Raw genomic sequence first — 25,140 nt, 5'->3', positions numbered from 1 at the left:
CTTACGCCACGACTCGTTTTACCTTCAGAACGTGCCGACGACCCCGAGCGAGCCCGGGCCGAAGACCGGCTTGGCGGTGACCTTCGGGAGCACGAGCTTGCCGGTGGTCGGCGCCTCTTCGCCCGAGGTGAGCACGAACGCCATGACGGTGAGGCCCGCCGACAAGAGCGTGGCGCCGGCGAAGATGTCGGCCACGAGCGACATGGTGCGCGTCGAGCTGCGCGCGTCGTCGATGACGGTCTTGGTGCTGCCTGGAGTCTCGATGGCCTTCTCGAAGTCGGAGTGTTTCCCCGAGGCGACGATCGCGAACACGGCCGTGCCGCCAGCGAGCGCGCCCGTGATGCCCAAGCCGATGTAGAACGGCGTGCGGCTCTTCGGGTGGCTCTCGGGCTTCACGGGCTGACCCGAGCCCGGATCCCGCGAGACGCCTCCGATGGGCTTCAGCTCGATTTTGACCTCGACCTTCTGCGAGCCGGCCACGTCGATGACGCGCGTCTCGGTCTGGTAGCCCGAGGCCGTGACGGAGAGCTTGCGCCGACCCGCGCTCACGAGGACCGGCTTCGACGAGGCGCCGCGGGGCTCGTCGTCGACGGTGACCTCGGCCTCGGGCACGTTGACGACGAAGTTGAGCGTCGCCACCCGCTGACGAAGCTTCACGAGCTCGCCATCGACCTCTTTTTTGCGCTCGGCCTCGACGCGATCGCCGCCCTCCGAGAGGTACTGCTCGAAGGCGCGCACGGCGCCCGCGTAGTCTTGCAGTTGGTAGAGCGTCTGACCGAGGTTGTAGAGGAGGCGGTACGACGGAGCGGCCGCGTACGCCGCGCGGAACTCGGCGAGCGCCGCGTGGAAGTTGCCCTCCTTGTAGAGCTCCATGCCGCGCGTGAAACGCTGGCGCCCCTCGTCGACGCCCTGCGCGCTCGCGACGCGCTCGGTGCTCGCGACGAGCGTGGTCGCCGCGGTGACGGCGACGAGCGAAACGAGGGCCACACGTGCGATCGAAGGTCTCATGGGGCGTAGGGGTCCTTGTCGTCGAGCGGGCGGGCCGTCGGCTTCGGTGGGGTGGCCGTCGGCGTGGTGGTGGCGGGAGTGGTCGGTGGCGTCGCGCCGGTCGCCGCGCCCACCACGGGCTTCACGTTGGGGATGGGATAGTGGAACCCTGGCTTGCCCGGCGCGTGGGTGGCCGAAGGGCTCGCGCTCGTGGGGGCCGCGACCTGCGTCGGCTCGGTGGGCGCCGCCGAGGCGCTCGCGGGTGTGCTCGGCGAAGCGACCACGGTCGACGACGGCACCGGCGGCGGGACATCGGGCTTCTGGGCGCGCGAGCTCATCGCGAAGAACGCGACGCCCGCGATCACCGACACGACGGCGAGCCCCCCCAGGGCAAAACCGAGGTAGGGAGGTTTTGGCTTCTGCGCACCTTCAGCGACAGGGTACGAGCGTGACGCCTCGGGCACCGCCGGCGCCCCAGCGCCGACCAACGAAGGATGAACGCCCGAGATCGACCCTGACGAACGCAGCGCGGCGACGGTCGGTCCGTCCCCCGACGACGTGAGCGCCGGGGTCCCTCCCGAGTCGGCCGCACGCCCCGCCCCCGTCGACGCGAGCAGCGCGTTCCGAATGCCGCTGAAGCGCGGATCGGTGAGGCGCTGCTCGACGACCGATCGGAGCTGTTGGCGCTCCGGCGCGAACGCATCTTTGAGGGATTTTGCCCACTTTTTTCGCGGGAGCTCACCGTGCTTGCGCAGCCACTGCTCGAGATCGGCTTGGAGCTCGGAGGCGCCCGCGTACCGCGCCGCCGGCTTGTGGGCCATCGCGCGATCGCAGATCGCGGCGAGCTCCGGATCCACCTCGGGCACGACCTCGGCGATCTTCGGGTCCTTCCCTTCGACGCGACGGAGGAGCGCATCGCGCGCGGAGAGCCCCTCGGCGAGGCGTTTTCCCGCGATCGCCTCCCACAAGATGACCCCGACCGAGAACACGTCGGCGCGCCCGTCGATCTCTTGGAGGCTCGCCTGCTCCGGCGCCATGTAACCGACCTTGCCCTTGAGGACCCCGGCTTGTGTCATCTGCACGGCCGCCGAGCTCTTGGCGATGCCGAAGTCGACGAGCTTCACGCGCCCGTCGTAGCCGACGAGGATGTTGTGCGGGGTCACGTCGCGGTGGACGATGCCGAGCACCGAGCCGTCGAAGTCGGTCAGGTGGTGGGCGTAGTCGAGCGCGTCGAGCACGTCGCACAAAACACGAATATGGGCCGTGAGCGGGAAATCCTCGGGCGAGAGGCGCCTCCGAACGCGCGTGACGGGCTGCCCCTCGACGTACTCCATGGCGAGCAAGAGGCGACCTTCGCTGTCGTCCACCTCGAACGTCTGCACCACGTTGGGGTGGTTGAGGCGCGCCGCGAGCCGCGCCTCGTCGAGGAACATGGCGCGAAAGTCCTCGTCCTGCGCCATCGAGTCGCGGAGAGTCTTCAGCACGCACAGCTTGCGGAACCCCTCGGGTCCGTCGGCGACGGCGAGGTAGACGTCGGCCATGCCTCCGTGCCCGAGCGTGCCGAGCAGGCGGTATTTGCCGAGCGCAGCCTCGAAATGGAGGTCGCCGGCTTCGAGGGCTTGAACGACGACGAGCTCGTCGGCCGTGGCTGTGCGGTTGGGGCGGCTCATGGGCTCGGTAGGATGGCGACGGTGGTGGCGGCTCCGGCGCGGACGAGAATTCGTACGGCGCCGAGCCGACGTTTGGTGGCGACCTGCTCCATCGTGAAGGTGTGGAGCCCCGGGGGCACGTTCACGAAACCTCCGCGCCCGAGCCCGTCGGTTTGGGTGTCGGTCTTGGAGGGCGAAGTATTGATGATGAAGAACCGCTCCATGATGGGGTCTTGGGCGCTCGTCGTGAACGATACGCCCGCGAGCGGCTTTTGTTCGCAATCGCGCGCGAAGAGGAACACGAGGCCGTGACCGACCGACTCGTAGGCGTTCGTCTTGCCGAGGGCCTGGTCGGCGAGGAAGTTGATCTCGGCCGGGCGGAGCAAGATCTGCTCGAACACGAAGCTGCCCTTGAGGGGCGGCGACGTGTAGCGGTACGTCGGCGCGAAAATGGGCGATTTCACCTCGAAGAAGCCCTCGAAGCCGTACTCCACCTTGGAGGTCACCGTGCCGTCGGCCCGCGTGGCGACGAGCCCCGCGCCTGCGTCGGCGACCCCGGCGTCGGCGGGGCCGGCCCCCTCGAGCGTGGTGCGAGGGCTCGCGCAGAGAGGATCGGTCTGGGCGCACAAGCGGACCGCGAGCCCGACGGCCGGCTGCCCGTTGGTGAAGTCCGTGTACTTGATCCCCACGTCGATCTTGCGGCTGGGATCGGGGCTCGCGAGGGGCTCGCTCGCGCACGCGAACGGGTCGACCGCGCCGTCACCGGCCGGGGCGTCGGGTTTCGAGGCGTCTTCCCCGGGGACGACCACCGAGCCTCCCACGCACACGTTATCGAGGGAGCACTTCGATCCCTCGAAGCCGGCCCCCCGGTTCTTGCAGTCGTCGTCGGTCGCGCACTGCTCCTTGCTCGTCGAAAAGAGGACGGAGCACGCCGCGCTCGTGAGCGCGATGAGTCCGGTTGCGAGAAAGGCGATGCTCGTCGTACGAGGTCGAACCATGTTCTGTCTTCCGCATGAAGGGGTGGTCGACGGAACTGCGCCGTGTCCCCCACAGGTGCTTATCAAGCATAACCGTGTGGATGGCGTGCCGCCAACCCGCAACGTCCAGTTTCGTCAGGCATCTCAGGGTCCCCTGAGGTACAGGAAGGTCCTCGCATGAAAACTCGCGAAGGATTCCGTGAACGTACGTTCCCCGAGGCCCTCGAGGCCGCGCTCTCGGGGAACACCGATGCACTCTACAAGCTTCTCGCCCGCCTCTCGGGCCTCCCGGGGCAACGCGTCAACCAAGGCATGCTCGACGCCTTCGCCGTGGAGGTCACGCCGCTCGGCAAAAAGGCCGACAAACTGCTCCACGCGATGATCGTGCTCGACGCGGATTTCGCCCCGGGCGGGTCGGCCTTCGAGGCCGTGCCCGTGTGCGCCGTGCACGTGCTCGGCCTGCGTGGGCGTGACGCGGCGAGCCGAGCGTTCTGCCTGAACCTCCTCCATGCCGCGTGCGACGACCTCCGCTTCCGGGTGCGGGACGCCGTCCCCGTCGCCCTCGCGAAGATCGGCGAGGTCGCCGGCGACGCCCTGGTGACCGACATTTTTCCCTTCATGGACGGCTACTTCCACGCCGCGGCCGCCACCCTCGCGCTCGGGCGCCCCGAGCTCCTCGACGCCACCACGGACGGAGAGCTCGTCGTCGAGCGGCTCCGTCAGGCGTTCCAGCTCGTCAAAGATGCGCCGCGTTCGGCGTCCAGGTATCCAGGCCACAAGGCCCTCATGGACGCCCTGCTCCTCTCGCCGCCCCGCGTGGCCCGCCGCTACCCCGCCCTCGTGACGGCCGAGATCGAGGCGTGGGGAAGTGTGCGCGATCCTGCGCTTCGACAGATCGCCCTCGGGATCGCCAAGAAGCTCAAGGAGCGCCACGGCGAAGAGGCCGAGCGCATCAAGGCGTCGCTCGACCGCACGAAGCCCGTGCCCCGCGATCCCACGCTCATCGTGCAGGGCACACGCGGACGCGGAAAGAAGCGAGGTCTCGCGGGCCGAGGACCGAAGGGGACCTGAGCTCCTACGCGCGCGGTCAGAAGCCGAGCGTGCCCCGCAGCCGCGGGAACATCTCGGTCGTGAGCACGTGGTACTCGTCCGGCGTGTCGCACTCCATGAAGGGCACGTGCCGGGCGAAACCTGCGATCTGCATGCGTCCGGCCATCATCATGCGCTGCGTGATGTCCTCGTGCTCGCTCCGCGCCTTCGCGGTCGAGTAGCGGACGACCCAGTCGGTCACCTGGGCGAGCGCCTCGTGATCGCCGGGCTCCCACAGCAAGATGCCCGTCGCCTCGCCGACGCACTGGAGCTTCTCGGTCATGGGCGTGCGCAAGAGGCCCTTGCCGTGCATCACGGGCACGCTCGGGGCCTTCGGATCGGCGAACACGAGCACCTCTTCCTGCGTGTCGCGGAACTCGGTGCACACGAGCGTCTTCGACGGCCCCGTGCTCGGTCCTGCCGCGAGCGCCTCGTAGATCGAGGGGTCGTAGAGGATGTCGGCGTCCATGAGCACGACGCGCGATTTTCCGTCGAGGATGCCGTGCTCGCTCTTCCACGCGAACCACGCCGAGTGGCCCGAGCCCGACGTGGACACGTCCTCGGTCGGGTTCAGGATCCACGCGCTCTTCATGGTCTTCGACTCGGGCAGCTTCGTGCCGTACGTCTTCGCGTTGCCCACGAAGTAGGCCTCTTTGCAGCCCGCGCGCTCGAGGGCGCGGAAGTGCCAGTCGAGGAAGGTGGGGTGCGAGCCGGGCTCGCCCGAGAGCGGCAGGAGGGGCTTCGGTACGTCCTTCGCGACGGCCGAGATGCGGTTGCCGAGACCTGCGGCCAAAATGACGGCTTTGTCGATCATGCGAGGCTCCGTGCGGCTCACGCCGCGTCGTCGCTCGTGCCCTTCTTCACCCAGGCCGCGCACGTGAGCGCGACCACGACGAAGGTCACGAAGCCGGCCACGATCATCGTCTTCTCGACCTTGGCGAGAGAGAACGTGAGCAGGCCGAAATTGAAGAAGGTGATGGCGTTGTCGCCCGTGACGATCGAGGTGAAGCGCAAGAGCCTGCGGAACCCGGGCGATTTCGCGCGCCTACGCACCCCGCGCGCGGCGGCCTCGAGCTCGGGATCGGTCACCCCTGCGCCAGGCACGGCCGTCTCTTTGCGGATGCGCTCGACGAGCTGGGGCAGCGCGAACGGCGTGAGCAGCGTGGCCTGGAGCCACTCGAACATGAGCGCGAAGCGGACGACGATCCCTCCCCCGCCCTCTCGCGCGCGCTTGGCGCTCCGCCGCACGAGCTCCTCCGCGGGGCCGTCGTTCGTGCCCTTGAGGAAGCTCGTGAAGGTGCGCTTGTAGTAGTCGTACGTCATCGCCATCCAGCCCGGCACGAGCATGCCGGCGGCGAGCATGAAGACGAGGCTCTCGTCGGGGTAGTGGCGGTGGATGTGCACGAGCGTGCCGATCTGCATGCCCACGTAGCCGACCATGTCGCCCATCTCGTCGATCGTGCGGCCCATGGGCGAGCCGAGCTTCTTCGCGCGCGCGACGACGCCGTCGAGGCAGTCGAAGATCATGCGGGCCTCGGCGAGGAAGAACGCCACGACGAGATCCCTCGGCGTGCCCCGCGCGATCAGAACGCCCGCGGTGAGCCCGAGGCAGGCGTGGAACGCCGTGATCTGGTTCGGCGTGAACGGGAGCCGCATGAAGAGCGGCAACATCCCCTTGGCCACCGGGTACCGGTAGTATCGGTTCAGCGGGTCCGTCATCTCGTAGAGGATCGTGTCGACGTCCTCGGCGGGGAGCGGGCCGTGCTCTTCGACGGCCGAGAGCGAACGAGGCTCGACGACGTCGCCCGGCGTGGCCACCTGAGCGACGGCGACGACCGGTTTCGAGGGGGAATGCGTGTCGAGCGTTTCGAGGGACATCGGCGACCTGACCGTCAAGAGCGCACGGATTAGCACGCCCCCCGGGCGCGACCAGCTCCGCGACGTGCCGCGCCGGCGTGCCCCCCTCACACCAGCAAAGCTCACGCCAGGGTCGCGCGGATCTCCCCGAGCAAGCGCGTCATGTCGCCCGCGTCCACGTCGCCCATGACGGCGATGCGGAACATCTCGCCCGAGAACGGCCCTTGGCCCGCGTAGATCACGAACCCCTTGTTTTTCAGGTGATCGTGGAGCTTCTCGTAGGTGAGCCCCTTCGGCAGTCGGTAGCTCGAGAGCGTCGCCCCGGTCGAGTCGGCGTCCTCGAGGAAGGGCTGGATGCCAAGTGCGAAGAGGCCTTCGCGCACCTGCTTCGTCAGCGCTGCGTACTTCTGGTGGCGCTTCTCCCAGCCGCCTTGCTCGGCGAGCTCGTCGAGGGCCTCGTCGAGGGCGAAGAGCACGTGCACCGACTGGGTGAAGGGAGAGAAGCCCTTCGCCTGCTCTTTGCGGTACCGGAAGAGGTCGAGGTAGACGCTCGTCGCGCCCGTCTCGCGGGACGTGAAGACCTCGTTGGCCACGAGCACGAACGCGATCCCGGGCACGCCGTGGATGCACTTGTTGGCCGTGCCCGCGCACGCCTCGAGGTTCCATTCATCGAAGCGGATGTCCTCTCCGGCGAAGCTCGACACCGCGTCGAGCAGGAGCTTCACGCCGTGTTTCTTGCAGATCGCGCCGAGCGCCGGCAGGTCGTTGAGGCGCCCCGTCGTGGTCTCGTGGTGCACGGCGAAGACGTGAGCGTACTCGCCCTTCGAGAGCAGCTCGTCGACCTTGGTGACGTCCATCGGGCGCGTCCACGGCGACGAGACGACGTCGTGCTCCTTGCCCTGCGCCGCGAGCATGGCCGCCGCGCGCTCGCCGTACACGCCGTTCGCGACGACGAGGGTTCGCATGCCCTTCGCGTGCTCTTTGCGCGGTACGACCGAGAGCATCGCCTCGACCGCCCCCGTACCCGACGACGTGAGCAGCACCGGCGTGTACCCGGCTTTGGATGCAGGGTACACCGAGCCAATTTTGCTCAGTATTTTCGAGCACATATCCGCGAACTCTCCTTCGCGGTGGCACATGTCGGGGCGCGCGAGCGCGGCCCTCACGCGGGCCGTGAGCGTCACCGGCCCGGGGTTCAGGAGCTTCATCGGGGCCTCGCCGCTCATCACGGGTTCTCCTTCATCCACGCGATCATGCGATCCTTCACCTGCACCGGCGTGACGGTGGGGCGAGGGAGGTCCTCGGGCGAGCCGGGCCGCGTCTTCACGTGCGCGAACGTAAGCTCGCTGGTCTCGCCGGCGACGAGCGAAGCGACGCCGTCCGTCGTGGGGACGCGCAGCACCTTCGGGTAGCCCGAGGCAGCCGCGACGAGCGCCGAGTCGACCGAGTGCGACACCGTGGACTGCCCACCCGTCGACTCGTGGAGCTCGTTGTCGAGCAGGATGTGGAGCAGGTTCTTCGGGCGCTCGAAGCCGATCGTCGCGAGCGCGCCGAGGCGCATGAGCGCGGCCCCGTCGCCGTCGAGCACGATCACGCGTCGGTTCGGCTGCGCGAGCGCGAGGCCGAGCCCGAAGCTGCCGGCGCAGCCCATGCTGCCCACCATGTAGAGCTGGTTCGGTTTGTCCTCGAGGGCGTAGAGCTCGCGGCCCGTGTGGCCCGTCGTCGCGACGACCACGTCCCCGGGGCGGAGCGACTTCTGCACGGCCGTGAGCACCTCGGTGCGCGAGGGGCGCTCCTTGGGCCACGTGAACGACGCCGCGAGCTGCGCCGCGTGCACGTCACGAGGCTCGGCCTTCGTCTTGAGCTTGTGCGGCGCGACGCTGTCTTTCTTCATGACGAGGCCGTACGGCTGCTTCTTCTCGTTCATGTGCTTCGTCGCGCGCTCGAGCACCGGGGCGACCTCGCTCTCCTCGGTGGGGAAGTACTCCCACGGGATGCGCATCAGGTCGAAGAGCCCCGTCGTGATTTGGCCCATGAGCGCGTGCTGCGGCTCGTCCTTCGGGCCGCCGGGCTCGCCGCGCAGCGTGGTGATCACGAGGCACGGGATGTCGAAGATCATGTTCAGCGAGGTGAGCGGGTTCACCGTGTTGCCGAAGCCCGAGTTCTGGAACATGACCACGGCGCGCTTGCCGCCGAGCTCCGCCCCCGAGGCGATCGCCACCGCGTCGCCCTCGTTCGTCGCGCCGACGTACTCGAGGTCCTCGGCGTCGATCACGTAGTTGATGAACGGCTTCAGGTACGAGCAAGGCACGCCCGTATAGAGGGAAAACCCGTGGCCCTTCGCGGCCTGAATGAAGCTCTCGGCAGTGATCATGCGTCCTCGTCGTGAGAGTAACGGCGTCGCGCGACGCCAAAAATCGAGCCGGGGCGCGGGGGCCATGCCACACCGCGCCCCGTGGAGAGCCTCAGAAGCTCGCGCCGAGCACCACGTCCTCGACGGCGTCCACGTCGAGCCAGTGGCCGGTCGTGTAGAGTACACGCACCTCGTGGCCATCCTTCGTGAGCTGGCGGAGGAGATCGGGGATCTTCATCGTGTCGAAGCGGGCCTTGTCGTCCTTCTCGAGCTTCTCGAGGGTCGCCTTGAGCACCTTGGCGCCCGCGTCGCTCACCTTGAGGAAGCCCATCCACTCGCCGGTCACGTCGGCGCGTTCGCCGTCGGTGACGAAGTCCTTGAGGGTGACCTTCTCGTAGAAGGCGCGCTTCGAGCTCGGCTGCGAGCAGGTGACGAAGTCCGCCGAGCGGCCCTTGTTGCGGCTCGTCTGCCAGGCCGCGTCGACGCAGATGACGAAGTCGTCGGTCGTCTCGGTGAGCTCCTGGACGATGTACTTCTTGAAGAGCACGTCCCCGTAGGAGATCACGGTCTGCCCCGAGAGCGCGTCCTTCGCGCGCGCGAGCGACACGACCTCTTGCGTCGACTCGTAGGCGTCGTTGTCGACGTACGAGAGGCTCGTGACGTTGAACGCCTCTTTTTTGTAGCCGCGGACGACGGTGATGTCCTTCACGCCCACCTCGCGGTACGTCGCCGCGATGTGCGAGAGGATGGGCTGGCCCTTCACGTCGAGCATGGCCTTGGGCTTGTCCTTCGTGAGGTCGCCGAGCTCCTGCCCGCGCGACGCCGCGAGCACGATCGCGCGCGTCGATTTGCCGTGCTTCGGCAGGTAGAGCTTCTCGGCCTGCTCGAGCTCGGCCTCGCCCTGGAGGCGGAAGACCTCGGCCACCGTGACGACCTCGCTCTCCACGTTGAGGAGGCTCTGGTCTTGGTAAATCTGCTTGACGGTCTTCTGCATGGCCGTGATGGCCGAGCGCATCGCGTGGTTCGCCCAGATCACCGTGGAGAAGCCCGCGTCGCGGAACACGTCGGTCGGCGTCGAGTAGTACTTCGTCGGCACGATCACGACGGGGAGCCTGTCGCCCCACTCCTTCTTGAAGGCGAGGATCTCCTCGGGGGAGCGGAGCGCCGAGTGGATGAGGATCGCGTCGGCGCCGGCCTTGCGGTACGCCTCGCCGCGCTTCAGCGCCTCTTCGAGGCCCCAGCCCGCGATGAACGCCTCGACGCGCGCGACGATGACGAAGTCAGAGTCGGTCTGGGCCTCTTTGCCCGCCTTGATCTTGCCGGCGAACTCGTCGATCTCGGCGAGGGGCTGCGCGCTCCCGCGGATGAAGCTGTTCGTCTTCGGGAAGATTTTGTCCTCGATACAGACGCCCGCGACGCCGCGCTGCTCGAGCTTCTTCACGAGCCTGCGCATCGAGTTGAAGTTGCCGTAGCCGGTGTCGCCGTCGAGCAAGATCGGGATCGTCGTGGCGTCGGCCATGAACTCGACGACCTCGAGCACCTGCGTCCAGCTCGCCTCGTTGTTGTCACGGCAGCCGAGCGCCGCCGAGATCGAGAGGCCGCTACCCCAGATGCCCTCGAAGCCCGCCTCTTCGGCGATCTTCGCCGAGAGGCCGTTGTGCGCCTCCATGAGGAACGAGAGCTCGGGCCTCGTGACGAGGTGCTTGAGTTGCGTGGTCTTCTTGGGCTTCGGCTGCGACATGATGGCCTCGTGGCAGAGGGTCTCTCGGGACGGGAGGGGAACGATCGCCGCGCAGACGATGGCTTCGCGGCATAGAACCCGGGAGCGCTCGACGCGCGCGCCTTTCGAGCGCGCTTCGGGCGGGACCCGGGCAGCGGAATAGCACCAATTCATCGGGGGAACACGCGCGAGCGACGTGCCCGCTCCCGGCCAAAAGAACGGCGGCCCCGGGGCGATATTCCGCGGAATTTCAGGGGTTTTGGCGCGCAACCGCCTTCGCGGCACACGACGTGAACGTTCGCGCCGGCCCAAGGCCCCGAGATCCGTCGGTATTCGGTGCGCCTAGCGGCCTGTTGATCTTTCGGACCGAGGCCGTTCGACGTCCGCGCCCGACCCGCCGAGGCGCGATCCGAGGAGCGCGCGGAACCTACTTTTGTAGGTGAGCACGACCCTTGGAAGTCCCCGACGGGGGACGCACCGGAGGATCGCAACGAAGGCGGTCGGGATGCGGCGGCGACGACCCTTGGAAGTCCCCGACGGGGGAGCGGCCGACGGGAGAAAATCAACGGGCTGCTAGTCTGCCCGGGCGCGTGTGCCGGAGACCTCAGGCCGCGAACCGGAAGACGCGCGCCGTCGCCCCTCGCACGCGCCGAGCGATCGGCCGCGCCGCGAACGCGAGCAGCGCGCCCACCGGCACGTCGACCACGAAGTGCCGCTTGCAGAGCAGCGTCGACGCGGCGATCGCGAGCGCGAGCAGGGTGGGGAGCCACGCCTTCTTCGGCGCATGATCGCGGAAAAACAGTGCAACATACACGCTGTAGGCCACGTGCATGCTCGGGAACGCGTGGAAGCCGTCGTCCGAGCGGTACATGAGATCGAGCGCGCGGCAGTCGGCCGAGGCGCACGCGGCGAGGCTCGGCTGAGGCATCTGCGAGGGCACGAGCGCGAAGAAGCAGAAGCCCGTGACCGCCAGCAACAGGTAGCCCGAGAGCGCCTCGTAGAGCCACTCGCGCCGCGTGTGCGTCACCACGTGGAGCGACAGCGTGAGGGGGAAATACGTGTAGTAGATCCACACGAACGGCACGAAGAGCGGGATGGCCGCGTCGAGCGGGGTGAGCGGCGTGAAGAGCGTCTCCCCCGCCGCGAGCAGGCGCGTGTTGCGCGCGTCGAGGCCCGAGTAGAGGCCCACCATCGCGGCCACCGAGATCACGGTCACCAAGAGCGACTCCCGGAGCTTCGGCGGGGCGCCCGGGAGCTCGGGGGACGACGCAGAGCGCGCACCCGCGAGCACGACGGTGGAGGGGGCCGGGAACGTGGAGGAGTGGGGCTCGGGGCTCACGATTCCTGCCTTTGCAGCGGCTATGCCCCGGGCGCTCCACACCCGGTACCCCCGCAGAATCGCGGGTTTCTTGGGGTTGCGGGTCGGCCGAGGGTCCGAATGTCACCCAACCTGTGTACTGGTTCAACCACTAAACCGTCAACCCACGTTCGCAGGGGGTGTCGAACGGAGGTCCCCACTCCGAGGGCGCGCGCGGGCCAGGAAAGTGCTACGTGGCGAGACGATGGTCGACCGCGCGCAGAAGCGCATCCTCGAGGGGCCGCTGGCGTGGGAGGTGTTCCGTTTCGGGATCCCGCTCGCGATCGGCGCGATCCTCCAGACCACCTTCAACCTGGTCGACGCGTACCTCATCGCGCAGCTCCCGAAGGCCGAGGTCGGCCCGGCGATCGGCGCGCTCGGTGTGTGCGACCAGCTCGCGGCCGTCGGCACCATCTTCAGCTACGGAGTGTCCACGGCCGCCGCCACGATCGTCGCGAACCACCGCGGCAAAGGGGACGTCGAGGCCGTCAAACGCACCGCCTGGCAGTCCTTCATCGTCGTGGGCTTTTTGTCGGCGCTCTTCGGCGTGCTCGGCCTCTTCGCGGGCCCCATCGTGTCGGGTGTCATCGGCCTGAAGGGCGCCGCCGCGGACGTGGCCACCAAGTACCTGCGGGTCATCCTCGCGGGCAGCGGCACCATGTTCATGCTGCTCCAGGTCACGAGCATCCAACGGGCGCTCGGATCCTCGAAGACGCCCGTCGCGCTGCTCGTCCTCGGAAATGTGCTGAACGTCGTGTTCGCCGTGCTGTGCCTCTTCGGCCCGACGCCCCCCGAGGGCGCGCTCGGCTTCGCGGGGGGCATCGCGCGCACGTTCGGCGTGCCGGCCATGGGGATGCCGGGCGCGGCGTGGGCCACGGTCATCGCGCGGGCGCTCGTCCTCGTGCCGAGCTTCTTCGTGCTCACGCGAAGGTTCGACGTCGTCCCCAAGCCCGAGGCGCGAAGGCCCGACCGCAAAGAGATCCGCGAGCTCATGCGCCTCGCGTGGCCGACGAGCGCGCAGTTCGTCCTGCGCATCACCGCGATGTTGCTCGTCAATTCGCTCGTCGCCCGGTTCTACTCGACCGAGGCCGATCAGACGGCGACCACCGCGATGGGGCTCGTCTTCCGGGTCGACTCGGTGGCGCTCTTCGTGGCGATGGGCTGGGGCGGCGCCGCGCAGACGTTCGTCGGGCAGAACCTCGGCGCGCACCAAGACGCGCGGGCCAAACGCGCGGGCCTCGTGGCGGCCGCGTACGACGCCCTCATGAACGTCGCGTTCTTCGTGCTGCTCGGGTACTACGGCGAGCACGTGCTGCGCTTCTTCGGCAAAGAAGACGCGCCCGTCGCGATCGGCCTCGACTACCTCCGCATCGTCGGAAAGAGCTACGTCGGCCTCGGCATCGGCGTCGTGCTGGGCAACGCGATCACCGCCGCGAAGGCCGCAAAAACGGCCTTCCGCGTCGACGTGGGCGTGCTGCTCGCGTTCCAGTTCCCCGTGTGCCTCGTCGCGGTGCTCGTCCTGAAGGTGAGCCTGCTCGGCCTCTTCCAGTGTGTCGCGGCCACCGCGTTCGCGGGCGCGCTGGCGTACGGCGCCGTGTACCTGCGAGGGCACTGGGTCGCCGAGGGCCGTGCGCACGACGCGCCCCCCGAAGCCGAGACGGACAAACACGAACCACCCGCGCCCGAAGCCCACGACGAGGCCGTCGGCGAAGCTCGCCCCTGAACGCCGGATCGGCGTTCGCGTCACGTGGAGAGCCGTCCCAGGAGCCATCGCGGCTACGGACGCGCATGGAATTTTCGTAGAGACGGCGCGACCCCGCCCGGGCGTTTGCGTAACAAGCGTGTGAATAACCTCTCCCTGCGCGGCGCCGCCCTCGGCGGTCTCGCCCTCCAGCTCACGCTCCTCGCCATGCCCACCGCCTGCGCCCCTGCGGCGCCGGACCCGACCGTCGACGAACCGTTCGAGCCGCTCGCTCGGATCGACGCCGCCTACCCTTCCCCCTCGACCGACGCGGCGAGCCCGACGGCCCCACCCCCCGACGGATCGGCGCCCGACCCGCGCCAGGACGCCGGCGTAGACTCTTCGACGGGCGGAGGTGACGCCGGTCTCGATGGCGCCCTCGACGCCTCCCCCGACGCCTGGGCAGACGCGGGGACCATCATCGCCATGGGGGAGCTCCCGGTCCCCATCGCCTTTCGGCGGTTCGCCTACGTGGGGCAAGCGAGCCCCCCCAACTCCCCCGCGAAGACGTGCCCCGCAGGTTCGAGCACGTCCACCCCGCTCGGCTTCAACGCAGGTGGCAGCTGCTGCTTCGCCGAGACAGCCGCGTCGGCGAGCGCGCCCGTCACGGTGACGCTCGCAACCGCCGCCGGTTCGGAGCGCGTTTGCCTCGTGGGGGCGAGCACGTCGGCCTGCGCCCTGGTCGCCCCCTCGGGCCTCGCGACCTTCGCCGAGAGCCGCGAGCTCGAAGCTCTCTACAACCGGTGGGGGCTCAACTACCGCGTGGACTTCTCGTCGACCTCCTTGACCTTCCAGCTCGCGCCCTCCCGCGATCGAGCGACGGTGACGCTCCAGGTCTCGGCGCGGATCTTCGGCTCGGGGTGTGGCGCGGGCCAGGGCTCCTACCTCCCGCAAACCACGCTCGACGTGCCGCTGCGCTGACCGCGAGCGGCGGCCGAGAGCGCCCTGGGTCGGTACGAGGACGACGATTCGGCCTCGGAGCGCGAGCGCACAAAAAGCAGACGGGCGGCCTCTTCAGGGACCGCCCGTCGCTCGACTTACCTCTTACGTCAGATGACGACGAGGTTCGTGAGGCCCGCCATGTCGACACGAGCGTTCACCGCGCGCGCGTCGCCCTTCGCGACCGCGTAGGCCACGGCGGCCGAAGCCGCGAGGCCCGTGGCGTTCTGGTCGTACGGGGCCGCGTTTCCGGTAGCCGGGTCGAAGCCGTCGACCTGGTTGTCCTGAGCGCCGAGGCCGCCGAACCAGCCGGTCTTCAAGAAGCCAGCGCCGTAGGCGATCAGCATGTTGGAGCCCATCGCCGAGCCGTCGGGCCAACCGCCGCGCGCGGTGTACGACTTCGGCGTGTCACCGAAGACGGCCCACACGAGGCTGTCGAGGATGGTCTTCGTGGTCGACGCCGGGTCCGGAGTGGCCTTCGCCATCTTGAACATGCCGTCGAGCACGTCGCCCATCGCCTTCGCCACGCCCTGCGCCTGCGCGTCGCCGTTGGCGAACATGCCGTGCGGGTCGTTGCGGAAGCCCGAGATGGCCACGCCGGCGCTGAGGCCGAGACCGAACGCCTTGATCGCCGTGATGATGGCGTTGCCGACGTTCATCGCCGCGGCGGGCACACCGGCGTTGTTGAGACCGAAGAGGGCGCGGTCGGCCGTGGTCGGCTGGAGCTGCGCCGCGAGGTTCTTGCCGAGGAGGTTCATCGACACGCGGCCGATTTCGTTCCCGCGGACCATGGTCGCGCGGTTCGAGGCCGCGTTCAGGTTCAAGAAGGCCTTGTAGTAGGCCTCGGCGAGGCCGGCGTTCTTGGGGGTGTTGAGCAGCGTCTTGGAGGCGTTGCTGTTGAAGAGATCGACCATGCCGCCGGCGTTGGCGACGAGGGCCGGGGCGGGCGCGCCATCGGCCGTGCCGAAGGTGATGTTGCCGACCGCGATGAACGGGAGCAGCGTGGGGACCTTCTGCTGAATGGCCGCGGTGTTCGCGAGCAAGCTGCCTGCGCCACCGAGGTTGTTCGTCGAGGTCGGGTTGCCCGTGTGGGTCTCGTTTCGGCCGCACATGAAGGCGGTGAACGGGTACTTCGCGGACTTGATGGCGTTCGCCATCTCGGGCGCGACGTACATGTCCTTGTTCGTGCCCTCGACCTTGATGGCCTTGCCCATCGCGTGGAACGGGTACGCGGGGTTGTTGCCCGTCGCGACACGCGTCTGGGGGAAGAGCAGCTGGAAGTTGGCGAGACCGCCGTTTCCTTCGTGCTGGAAGATGGTGAACGCGGTGGGACGAATCGCCGCCGAGTCGGCCATCGCCGAGCCCGCGGTGTCGTTCAACACGTCGAACATCTTCGACCGCTCGAGGCCAAGGGCGGCGGCCATGACCGTCGACCACTTGATGAAGTCACGCCGGCTCGCACCGCGGAGATTCTTGAGACGCTCATCGATCATGACGATTTCTCCTTCACTCGCAGGTGTGGGCCGCCGCAAGCAGCGCCGACACGGCAATTCGTTGACCTTCGGCGGGAGTCGCGGCTTGCGCCACGAGGTCGTCGGCGAGCGCCATGTGCTCGGGACGGGCCGGTTTTCCGATCAGGCACGAGACACCGTCTTTGGTGAACTTGCCACCGTCGACGAGCTTCACGCCCGGGCAGGCGGTCGGGTTCCAGTTGGCGTTCGTGATGTCGGTCGACGCCGAGACGTAGATGTCGAAGGCCTTCGAGAGGGCCGACGTCGACGCGAAGGGCGCCTCCGGGATACGACCGGTGTAGTTCGGGCCGCCGAGCGCCGCCGCGTTCGCAGCGTTGGTCACGAGGCCTTGGGTCTGCGTCGACGTGCCGCGCGTCGCCATGAGGCTGCGCATGCCGCGGAGCGAGAGCTTGCCGCACGAGTGCATACGGGCCGAGGCCACCGCACCGCCCGCCGCTGCCGTCTCGAGGGCGCGCTGGCCCGGATCCGGGAGCGGACCATCGGCCACGCCGCCCGGGTCGTTCGTGTGGTTGAAGGTGCTCTCTTCGGAGCCACCCGCGGTGTAGTTGGGGTTGTTCGAGTAGGTGCCGCCCCCGGGGAGGAGCTCGTCGGAGGTTCCCTGACCGCAGGCCAGGAGCCCCATGGCCGACACGGCGGCGAAGGTGAGCAAAACGTGTTTCATGGTCTTCACTCCTTCCTTCACCACATCGTGTAGTCGTCGCTCTTGAAGATGCGAGCGAGCGTCGTTTTGAAGTTCATGTTGCCGGCCTTGAAGGCGTCGACCTCGGCCTTGGTGACCTGAGCGGGCACCGTGGCAAGGTCACCGACGACGTCGCCGCGAGAGAAGGCGTAGTTCCAGGCGCGGGTCACGGCGCAGGCCGCGACGTCCTGGTCCTTGGCCATCGCCTGGCCGAGGCCGGCGATGTCGGTCACGTTCTGGCCGAAGCGCCAGCCGAGCTGCTGCTGCCCGTCGGGGAGCCAGTCGACGAGGTTCGCGCGCGGGTTGCCGGCGATCGGCACCTGCACCTGAATCTGCGTGGCGTTGTACGCGCCGTTCGCGTCGAAGTTCGCGAAGAGCGGGGCGATGTGGTTCATCGTCGTGTGGCAGTTCGCGCAGTTGACCGCCGACGTGTCCTTGAAGTTCACGCGGATGTTCGCGCCCGTGCCGCCGGTGATGCTGTCGAAGGGCCAGGGGCTCGTGTACACCGTGAGGCCCATCGAGGTGGGCTTGTCGGTGAACTCGGTCGGGTACTTCGCACAGACGAACGTCTCTTGGACGAAGCGGGTGCGGCGGAAGGCCATCGGCGAGAAGTACTGCGCCTGGATGCCGCGGTCGGTGAGGATACCGACGTTGGGCGCGCCGTTGTTCGCCGCACAGTCGGCCGCCGTGAGGGCGTTGGTCGCAGGGTCGAAGGTAGGACACGTGCCCGTCGTCGCCGTGAAGAGGTCGGTGTAGGGGCGACCCTGCACCGTCACGAGCGCCGCGAAGTTCGCCGCGAAGTCACGGTTCGGCTGGTTCTGCTGCACCTGACCGACCTGAGCGGTGCGGAGGGTGTCGCGCCAGAAGTCGACCATCTTGGCGGCGAAACGCGGGTCGGCGACGAGACGGTCGACGTGCGCTTCGTAGACCTTCTTCTGCTCGGCCTCGTTGGGGGCGTTCGCGATCGAGTTGATCTCGGCGAGGGTCGGGAGCTCGCCCACGAGCTTGAGGGACGCGGCACGGAGAGACTCACCGTAGTCACGTTTGCGCTGCTCGAGCTGAACGGGAGGACCTTCCTCTCCGCCACCGGAGCCGCCACCAGGCACTCCTCCGGGGCCGGGGACGAACGGGTCCCCAGGGTTCAGAACGTTCTGCGGGTTGCCGAGCGAGTTCGGATCTCCCTCACTCGAGCAGGCCGCGAGCCCAGCGACGAGCCCCATTGCGGCGAGCGACCAGGCTGTGTTTCGGAGCGTGCGCATGTGTCTCCCTTTCTCCTGCGAATCCCTGTGACTTTCCTTAAGCAATCGCCGGGCCAACCTCCGGGCCTCTCGACGGTCGCTCAGAAGAAGATGGCCTTGTTGTTATTGAAGAGGTCGGTGAACCCCTGGCCGTTCGTGACCTTGCCGCCGTTGTGCTGCGTTCCCTGAGCGGCCGCCTTCAAGACGAGGATGCTCTGGGGGATGTTGGCCTCGTTCAGCTTCGACAGCACCGAGTCGCAAATCGCCTGGTTGTCGTTGCCGTTGAGCGAGAGCCCGGCGAGCCCAGCGCCGTGGCAGTTGTTGCAGGTCGAGCCCGCGCCGACGCCCTGGCCGCGCAACGCGGGCAGGATGGTCGTCGCGAACGCGTTGATATCTTTACACTTCTTGATAGCCGGAGGGGGCTGATAGGTGCCCTTCTCGAGCTTGTTCGCGTCGAAGCGGAGCTTGTCGGCGTTGATGTCGAACGGGGTCCAGCCCTCACCCGAGAGGAACACGGAGCCCGGTCCGAGATCGGCCTCGGTGCCGCCCTGGAGGGTCTGATCGACGTTCGAGAAGCTCGCGTCCGCGATCTCGGGGCCTTCGGGTCGACGACGGGCTTGATGCGCACGAAACGCGGGGCGCTCACGTGCACGTCGGTGCCCGCGGGGGCCACGAGCTTCAGGTTTTTCAGGGACAAAACCCCGCCGATCACGCTCGCGTCGAACTTGAGCTTCACGCCGGTGAGGCCCTGCGAGGCCTTCGAAATGTCGACCTCGTTCGGGCCTGCCTTCACGGTGAAAGGGTCGGTCCCCGGGAGCTTCGCGGCCGAAAGGGCGAGCGCCTCGGCCTCGAGCCACGTCATGGCCTTTTGCTCGAGCCCCGCCGTGTATCCGATGGCCGGGCCGGCGTGCGCGCCCTTCGTGACGAGGCCGCTCTGGAAGGCGTCCTTTACGACGATTCCCGGGTGTTTTCGGATAGATACGTACGAGTCGGGGCCCGCGAGGAACTTGGGCGGCTCGGGCACGAACACGCCGAGCTCGTGGCACTGCTTGCCGCAGGCCTCTTTGAGCTGGGGCTCGATTTCCCGGTAAAGCTTCTCCGCGTAGGCCTGTTTTTGCTCGAGCGTGCCGCCCGGGCCCGCGTCTGCGGCGCCGCCACCAGGGCCACCACCGCCCGTGGGAGCTTTCTGCAGGGTCGGGTCGGAGTCATCGCAGGCCCCGACGCCCGCCGCCACGAAAAGAGCCGTCACCGCAAACGCCAAGCGCGAAGAAAACCGCTTCATGAGGGACCTCGTCGGGGGGTGGGATGCACGCCAAAGGCCAAGCCGTAACGCCACGAAAAGACGAACGTTATTGCGACATATGCGACATGTAGGGGACCAAATTTCGCCTGGGTTCGCGAACTTGGCGCACGGCCGACCGCACGGACGCGCAACCCGCGCGCCTCGGAGCCCCCACCGAACGTGGATCTCTCGAAACCCACGAGGGGCCGCCCCCTCCATGGGGAGGGGCGCATCCCCTAGGGGAGCGGCAAGCCACCCGATCATCGAAAAGAGCCGTGATCCCCGCAGCTTGCCCCACGAAGTGCGACATATGCCGACGGTGTAGGACAGACCAAATCGGGCTGGGGAGCCCCTGCCCCACGGGGGAGGTGGCCCTCGTTCGTGCGGGGGAGAGGCCCTCACCCCCTTGGTCGCCTTGGGTTGTCCATGGACGCCCCGATCGCCACGAGGGACCGTGGCCCCCGACGGTGCGGGGGCATGCCCCACGAGCGAGCCACGGCCTAGCACCGGCCCATCGAGGCTGGCTCGAGGAGGGCCGGACAGAGCTCACCGGGGCGCCCCCGGGGGAGCCGTTGGAGCTGGAGCGGTGGGCGCCGGGGCCGTTGGAGGCGGAGGCGCCCCTCCCGCCGCGGCCAAGCGCTCCCGGAGGATCTTGGCCGCGTAGGCATAGGAGGGGTTCTGCGGTTGCTCTCGCGCGAGCTGCTCGTAGGTCTCGGCGGCCTTCGCGATGTCGCCTCGGAACACCTCGTCGATGGCCCTGCGCTCGAGGGTGGCGACGTGAGCCCCTTTTGCGCCCGCGTCCGCCGCGGAAGGGGCAGGTGTCGGGGTCGGTGTGCTTCCGCTTGGAGCTGCAGGCGTAGGAACGGGAGTCGGCACCGGCGTGGGCACCGTCGCCGGGATGGGGATCTGCGTCTGGCCGAGCATCGGGTCGACCCCGGCTTCCGGGAGCGCCTGGACCCCGGCCTCGACCCCTGCGTCGGGCTTCTTGGCCGGCTGCGGCGCGGGAGGGTCGTCGCTGAGGAGCATCACGGCTGCCGCGATCATGGCGAGCGGGAAGATGACGTAGATCGCCTTGCGGAGCGGCGGGGCGGCTTGGAAGTCTGCCGCGAGCTTCTTGAGGGCGTCTTCTTGCTGGGGAGCCCCGGGCTGACCGGGCGGTTGCCCCCCTGGCCCCATGGGCTGCGGCTGCCCCCCGAACGACGGATCGCCGAACGGGTTGCCCGCCTGCGACCCGAACCCGGGCTGCATCGGATACGGCCCGCTGCCCATTCCCGGCTGCATGCCGGGCTGCTGCATTCCAGGCTGCATGCCCATCCCGGGTTGCATGCCCATCCCAGGCTGCATCCCGGGCTGCATGCCCATCCCGGGCTGCATCCCCGGTGGCATCATCCCGGGCTGCATGCCCATCCCGGGCTGCATCCCGGGTGGCTGGGGAGCCATCATCGGGCCTTGAGGGAACGCCGGGGCCATCGGCTGCTGAATGCCCGCAAACCCCGCGGCCGGCCGCGGACCCGCTCGAGACGTGGAGACGTCGAGCGGGGCGACGCGGGTCGACTCGCCCGCGTCCTCTTCGGCCGGGCGGTTCGAGAACGCCCCTGGCTGAAACGGGCGCGACGTCGACATGGACACGGCCCCCGGAGCGCTCCCGACCGGGGCGGGCGGCGGTTTCGTCGGTGTAGGTGGAGGTGGGGGAGCGCCGGAGGGCCCTGGGCGGTCCGGGGCGCGACCGGCCGCGGGGAGCGGAGCTGGGGGACGGGGCGCCATCTGCGCGGGGTTGGCGATGGCCTGGGTGGCGTCGTCCGCCGAGTCTTCCTCGCGGTACTCGAGGCGCGCGCCGCCGAGCTCGATCATGCACGGGGGCCGAACCTCGGTCCACGAGGTGCCGACGGGGAAGCCATCGACGCACGCGGCGTTGTTGCCGTCGGCGCTCTGGAGAAAGAGGCTCTGCCCGTCGAAGTAGGCGTACGCGTGCACGTCCAAGATGCCCGCGCCCTCGACCTTCCACTGCCCACGGCGGCCGATGCTCAGCGTCGGGGACTCCTTCCCCAGGGTGAGCGGCACGAACGCCGGCTCCCCGATCCCGCCGATGATCTCGATGACGTGGGTACCCATGAAAGGTCAGCGCCGGCGCTGGGCCGCTTCGTAGACGGAGGCAGGCAGGTCCATGCCGTGCTCGTGGAGCTGCTCGATGCAGCGGGGCATGATGCCGGTCGGACCGATGTGACTCTCGATCTTACCGGACGGATCGAACCCCGTGTACTCCCTCACGAAAATGTCCTGCATTTGATAGCTGTTCGTATTGATATCATACCCCAAGACCTCGCTGATGTGCGTGATCTTGCGGCTCCCGTCCTGCAGGCGTGACACCTGGCAGATCATGTTCACGGCGGACGCGAGCTGGATGCGGAGGGCCTGGAGGGGCATTCCGAGGTCGCTCATCATGGCCATCGTCTCGAGGCGCGAGATCGTGTCGCGCGGGTAGGTGGCGTGGAGCGTCGAGAGACAACCGCCGTGACCCGAGGTCATCGCTTGGATGAGATCGAGCGCTTCGCCACCGCGGATCTCGCCGACGACGATGCGGTCGGGGCGGAGGCGCAGCGTGGCCTTGAAGAGGTCGCGGATCTTGACCTCGCCGCGGCCCTTCGGGTCCGGTGGGCGCGCCTCGAGCTGGCAGACGTGCTCGCGTTGGAGCTGGAGCTCGCGCGAGTCTTCGATGATGACGACGCGCTCGCCGTCGGGGATGAACGAGGAGAGCGCGTTCAACATCGACGTCTTGCCCGAGCCCGTACCTCCGGCGATGAGGATGTTGAGCTTCGAGGCGACGAAGGCCGAGAGCGACTGCGCCACTTCTTCCGTCATGGCGCCGAAGCCGATGAGCTTCTGAACCGTGAGCGTTTCCTTGAAAAACCGGCGGATCGAGACACACGGGCCGTCGGGGGCGGCGGGCGGCAGGACCGCCTCGATGCGTGAGCCGTCGGGCAGGCGGCCCTCGAGGATCGGGCGCTCTTCGTCGATGTGCTTGCCGACGTACTGCGCCGCGTTTCGGAGCGCGGCGGTGAGGTGCTCGACGCTCTCGAACTTGGAGTCCGCGAGGTGGAGCGTGCCCTTCTTCTCGTAATAGACCTGGTTCGGCCCGTTGATCATGATGTCGCTCACGCCCGGATCGTCGAGCAGAGGGCGAATGGGCGCGAAGAACTGGAGCAGCGACTCTTCGAAAATTTCCTTCGGGATCATGGGGCCTCGCTCACTCGGTGCAGCATGGACGAGCGCGCTTCTTCGGCGTGCGAGCCCTTGGGGAGCGAGCCTCAGGTACTCGCGGAAGTGAAAGTCCGCGGCGACGGGATCTTGTTCGGCGTCGCGGAGGAGCACCGCGAACGCGTAGTGCGCCTGCGCGTCGCTCGGGCGGGCCTCGAGCACCCTCTCGAACTCGTTCCTCGCGAGCTTGGTGTCGCCCGTGGCCGAATAGAGCGACGCGAGCACGAGCCGCACGGGGACGTCGTTCGGATGAGAGACGAGGTAGTCTTTCGCGTATTGCGCGGCGAGGCGGTAGCGCCCCTCTTTGATGCAGACCTCGAGCAAGAGCGGCATGACCTTCTTCGGGTCGGCCCCTTGGGCCATCGCGTCGGCGAGGTACTCTTCGGCGCGAAGGTAGTCGCCCACGGCGGCGAAGCCTTTACCGCGCGAGACGAGCTTGTCGGCGGTGTGCTCGCGGTTGTACGTGGCCACGTCGGACTGGATGGTCTCGGGCCGAATTTGCTGGGATCCACCGCCGCACGCGACGAGCACGAGCGAGCACACGAGCGAAGCGACGCTCGACGAGAACCGAGACGGCGCGAGCCCGAGCTCTTCGCGACGCGACGGCGCGGCGACGGCTCGAGCGGCGCTCAGGGCTTCTTCGTCTCGCCGATCTTGAGCTTGATCTTCCTGTCGAGGTTCGAGAGCCATGTCACGTAGTCGCCGGTCTTTCCGAGGGTGAATTGCTGGAGGATCCTGACCTGGCGCTGCGCGAGGGTCCAGTCTTCGACACCGAGCGCGTGCTCGAGACGGACCTGCTGCGTGCGGTAGTCTTCGTTCAAGTCGATGCGCATGAGACGCGCGGCTTCGTCGGCGACGGCAGCCGAAGCACCATCGGCCCCGGCACGGTAGCACGCGGCCGCCTCCTCGAAGAGCGGCACGGCCTGCACACCATCGACCACATGGAAGGGGCGGCGCTCGCGTTTGGCGTCGGCGATCCCCATGCGCTCGCGCGCGCGGGCGAGGGCCTGGGGCCCACCGACGGGGCACGTGGTGACGGGCCCCGCCCACAGCGGCGGAGCCTCTTTTTTGCCGAGGTTCGGACCGCCGCCCTCGTCGGGCATCAGGAAGAGATAGCCGGCCGCCGGGAGAATGAGGGCGAGCCCGATGAGCGCGAGCGGGTTGCTCCCCTTCTTCTTCTGCTGCGCCTGCCCACCCAGGCCGGCCGAGTCGGCCACCGCGACGGCGATTTGCGTCTGGTTGACGCCGAGGATCGCCTCTTGGGGGAGAGGCGCCTGCATGAACGGGACGTTGTTGATCGTGGGCGACGGCTGGAAGTTCAGCGCGCGCGCGAACACGCCCGCGGGGCCGAGCTCGATGAGCACGTGCTCGACGGCAGCTTGATCGAGCGGGAGGCGGATTTCGCAGTGGCCGCCGCTGCCGATGAGCACGCGCTCCGACTCGATGTTCACCTGCTCGATGGCCCCGTGGGGCAGGCGGATCTGGAACCTTAGGACGCGCATCGGTTGCTCCGGGATCGCTTGGCGTAGCGCACGTCGGTCTCTCTCTCGGGCGGCATCAGAGACCGTTCTGGAGGTTCATCATCGCCGGCCCCATGATAAGGCCCATCACGCAGAAGAACACCAACATGAGGGGGCCGACCATGGCCACGCCTGCCTTCGCGGCCGACTCTTCGGCGCGCACGCTGCGGCGCTGGCGCGACACGCCGGCCTGGATGGTGAGCACCTCCGCGACCGGGTTGCCGCGCTCTTCGGCCTGGACGAGCGAGTTGACGAACTCGATGACGGCCTCGCACGGGCAACGCGTGGCGAACTCGAGGAGGCAGTCTTTGCGGGTTCGACCGAGGCTGAGCGTCTGCAGAACCAGGGTGAACTCTTCGACGATGGGATCGTTCGGGTTGCTCGACTTCTCGACGACCTGACGAACCGCGCCAGGGAAGTCGAGGCCAGCGCCCATCGAGAGCGCCATGAGGTCGATGACGTACGGGAGACCGCGGCTCACGGACTTGAGCCGCTCCTGCGCCTCACCGCTGATCTGCATGTAGGGAAGTGACCCACCGAGGACCAACCCCGCGATAACAGCAATGTTTCCGAGGTCGAGCACGAACCCGCCGAAGAGCCCGACGATGCCCCCCCCGACCGCGGAGAGAATGGACAGCGCGATGTACTCGTCCGCGGTGATGCCCATGAAGTCGCCGGCGAGGCCGATCTGCTTGTCGAGCTCGGCGCGCTGCTCTTCGGTCGGGATACCCGAGACACGCACGCCGAGCCAGCGGACGAGCGGCTCGACGGTGGCCCACAGGTCGTTGTTGGCGAGGGCGCGCTGGCGCTTCAAGCCTCGGAGACCGTACCGGCTCACCTGGCGCGTCGGCGCGCTGAGGAGCGTGTACACGAGCGTGACGATCGCGCCGGCGAGCGCGACGATCCACGTGTAGCGGAGCACGAGGAGCTGAGTGCTGAGGGCGGCTTGGGTCGTGGGCTGCATG

The 25,140-nt window shown here is 68.3% G+C and carries 20 protein-coding genes; 3 read left to right on the top strand and 17 right to left on the bottom strand.

Features of this window, described 5'->3' with window-relative positions:
• Positions 1–24: 24 nt before the first annotated feature.
• The 3 genes from IPK71_12700 to IPK71_12690 are packed head-to-tail and all read right to left on the bottom strand — an operon-like array spanning position 25 to position 3,634.
• Positions 25–1,008, bottom strand: a complete 984-nt coding sequence (locus tag IPK71_12700; GenBank protein ID MBK8214593.1) for a tetratricopeptide repeat protein — start codon at positions 1,006–1,008, stop codon at positions 25–27.
• A complete protein-coding gene (locus IPK71_12695; GenBank protein ID MBK8214592.1) occupies positions 1,005–2,657 on the bottom strand; it encodes a serine/threonine protein kinase in 1,653 nt (550 codons plus the stop codon). The genes IPK71_12700 and IPK71_12695 overlap by 4 nt, the downstream gene beginning before the upstream one ends.
• The gene (locus IPK71_12690; protein ID MBK8214591.1) at positions 2,654–3,634 is read right to left on the bottom strand and encodes a hypothetical protein; all 981 of its coding nucleotides are present in this window, start codon (positions 3,632–3,634) and stop codon (positions 2,654–2,656) included. The genes IPK71_12695 and IPK71_12690 overlap by 4 nt, the downstream gene beginning before the upstream one ends.
• Positions 3,635–3,790: 156 nt before the next feature.
• Between IPK71_12690 and IPK71_12685 the strand changes: the two genes are divergently transcribed.
• Positions 3,791–4,684 (top strand): hypothetical protein, encoded by an 894-nt coding sequence (locus IPK71_12685; protein ID MBK8214590.1) that lies wholly within the window; start codon positions 3,791–3,793, stop codon positions 4,682–4,684.
• Positions 4,685–4,700: 16 nt separating this feature from the next.
• On the opposite strand, the gene IPK71_12680 is transcribed toward IPK71_12685, so the two are convergent.
• From IPK71_12680 to IPK71_12655, 6 genes are all read right to left on the bottom strand, one after another.
• Entirely contained in the window at positions 4,701–5,516 is an 816-nt protein-coding gene (locus tag IPK71_12680) for an NTP transferase domain-containing protein (protein MBK8214589.1), read from the bottom strand.
• Between the two features lie 17 nt (positions 5,517–5,533).
• Complete coding sequence (locus IPK71_12675; GenBank protein ID MBK8214588.1) at positions 5,534–6,580, bottom strand: CDP-alcohol phosphatidyltransferase family protein; 1,047 nt, start codon at positions 6,578–6,580, stop codon at positions 5,534–5,536.
• 101 nt (positions 6,581–6,681) lie between these two features.
• The gene (locus IPK71_12670) at positions 6,682–7,767 is read right to left on the bottom strand and encodes an aminotransferase class V-fold PLP-dependent enzyme (GenBank protein MBK8214587.1); all 1,086 of its coding nucleotides are present in this window, start codon (positions 7,765–7,767) and stop codon (positions 6,682–6,684) included.
• Positions 7,768–7,784: 17 nt separating this feature from the next.
• Positions 7,785–8,933 carry a phosphonopyruvate decarboxylase gene (gene aepY, locus IPK71_12665; protein ID MBK8214586.1) on the bottom strand — a complete coding sequence of 383 codons (1,149 nt, stop codon included), beginning with the start codon at positions 8,931–8,933 and terminating at the stop codon, positions 7,785–7,787.
• A 91-nt stretch (positions 8,934–9,024) separates the two neighbouring features.
• Positions 9,025–10,653 (bottom strand): phosphoenolpyruvate mutase, encoded by a 1,629-nt coding sequence (aepX, locus tag IPK71_12660; GenBank protein ID MBK8214585.1) that lies wholly within the window; start codon positions 10,651–10,653, stop codon positions 9,025–9,027.
• Positions 10,654–11,236: 583 nt separating this feature from the next.
• Complete coding sequence (locus IPK71_12655; protein MBK8214584.1) at positions 11,237–11,971, bottom strand: phosphatase PAP2 family protein; 735 nt, start codon at positions 11,969–11,971, stop codon at positions 11,237–11,239.
• 223 nt (positions 11,972–12,194) lie between these two features.
• Here IPK71_12655 and IPK71_12650 point away from each other — a divergent pair, with 223 nt between their 5' ends.
• Positions 12,195–13,712 carry an MATE family efflux transporter gene (locus IPK71_12650; GenBank protein MBK8214583.1) on the top strand — a complete coding sequence of 506 codons (1,518 nt, stop codon included), beginning with the start codon at positions 12,195–12,197 and terminating at the stop codon, positions 13,710–13,712.
• A gap of 120 nt (positions 13,713–13,832) precedes the next feature.
• Positions 13,833–14,651 carry a hypothetical protein gene (locus tag IPK71_12645; protein MBK8214582.1) on the top strand — a complete coding sequence of 273 codons (819 nt, stop codon included), beginning with the start codon at positions 13,833–13,835 and terminating at the stop codon, positions 14,649–14,651.
• Between the two features lie 128 nt (positions 14,652–14,779).
• Here the strand turns inward: IPK71_12645 and IPK71_12640 are convergent, their stop codons facing one another.
• The 8 genes from IPK71_12640 to IPK71_12605 all read right to left on the bottom strand — a co-directional run bounded on the left by IPK71_12640 (position 14,780) and on the right by IPK71_12605 (position 25,139).
• Positions 14,780–16,162: a hypothetical protein gene (locus IPK71_12640; GenBank protein MBK8214581.1), complete on the bottom strand. Its 1,383-nt coding sequence runs from the start codon at positions 16,160–16,162 to the stop codon at positions 14,780–14,782.
• 13 nt (positions 16,163–16,175) lie between these two features.
• Positions 16,176–16,862, bottom strand: coding sequence for a hypothetical protein (locus IPK71_12635; protein ID MBK8214580.1), 687 nt, complete (start codon positions 16,860–16,862; stop codon positions 16,176–16,178).
• Positions 16,863–16,879: 17 nt separating this feature from the next.
• Positions 16,880–18,139 carry a DUF1549 domain-containing protein gene (locus IPK71_12630; protein ID MBK8214579.1) on the bottom strand — a complete coding sequence of 420 codons (1,260 nt, stop codon included), beginning with the start codon at positions 18,137–18,139 and terminating at the stop codon, positions 16,880–16,882.
• A gap of 80 nt (positions 18,140–18,219) precedes the next feature.
• On the bottom strand, positions 18,220–18,633 hold the full coding sequence (locus IPK71_12625; GenBank protein MBK8214578.1) for a hypothetical protein: 414 nt from the start codon (positions 18,631–18,633) through the stop codon (positions 18,220–18,222).
• 1,313 nt (positions 18,634–19,946) lie between these two features.
• Positions 19,947–21,512 carry a hypothetical protein gene (locus IPK71_12620; GenBank protein MBK8214577.1) on the bottom strand — a complete coding sequence of 522 codons (1,566 nt, stop codon included), beginning with the start codon at positions 21,510–21,512 and terminating at the stop codon, positions 19,947–19,949.
• A gap of 6 nt (positions 21,513–21,518) precedes the next feature.
• Positions 21,519–23,345, bottom strand: a complete 1,827-nt coding sequence (tadA, locus tag IPK71_12615; protein ID MBK8214576.1) for a Flp pilus assembly complex ATPase component TadA — start codon at positions 23,343–23,345, stop codon at positions 21,519–21,521.
• Complete coding sequence (locus IPK71_12610) at positions 23,285–24,157, bottom strand: hypothetical protein (GenBank protein MBK8214575.1); 873 nt, start codon at positions 24,155–24,157, stop codon at positions 23,285–23,287. Before IPK71_12610 ends, tadA begins: the two co-directional genes overlap by 61 nt.
• A 55-nt stretch (positions 24,158–24,212) precedes the next feature.
• Positions 24,213–25,139, bottom strand: a complete 927-nt coding sequence (locus tag IPK71_12605) for a type II secretion system F family protein (GenBank protein ID MBK8214574.1) — start codon at positions 25,137–25,139, stop codon at positions 24,213–24,215.
• Position 25,140: the final 1 nt, after the last annotated feature.

This window comes from Myxococcales bacterium, assembly GCA_016712525.1.
Lineage (GTDB): Bacteria > Myxococcota_A > Polyangia > Polyangiales > Polyangiaceae > JAAFHV01.
Note: the sequence above shows the minus strand (reverse complement) of the source record. Positions and strands in the feature narration are given on the sequence as shown.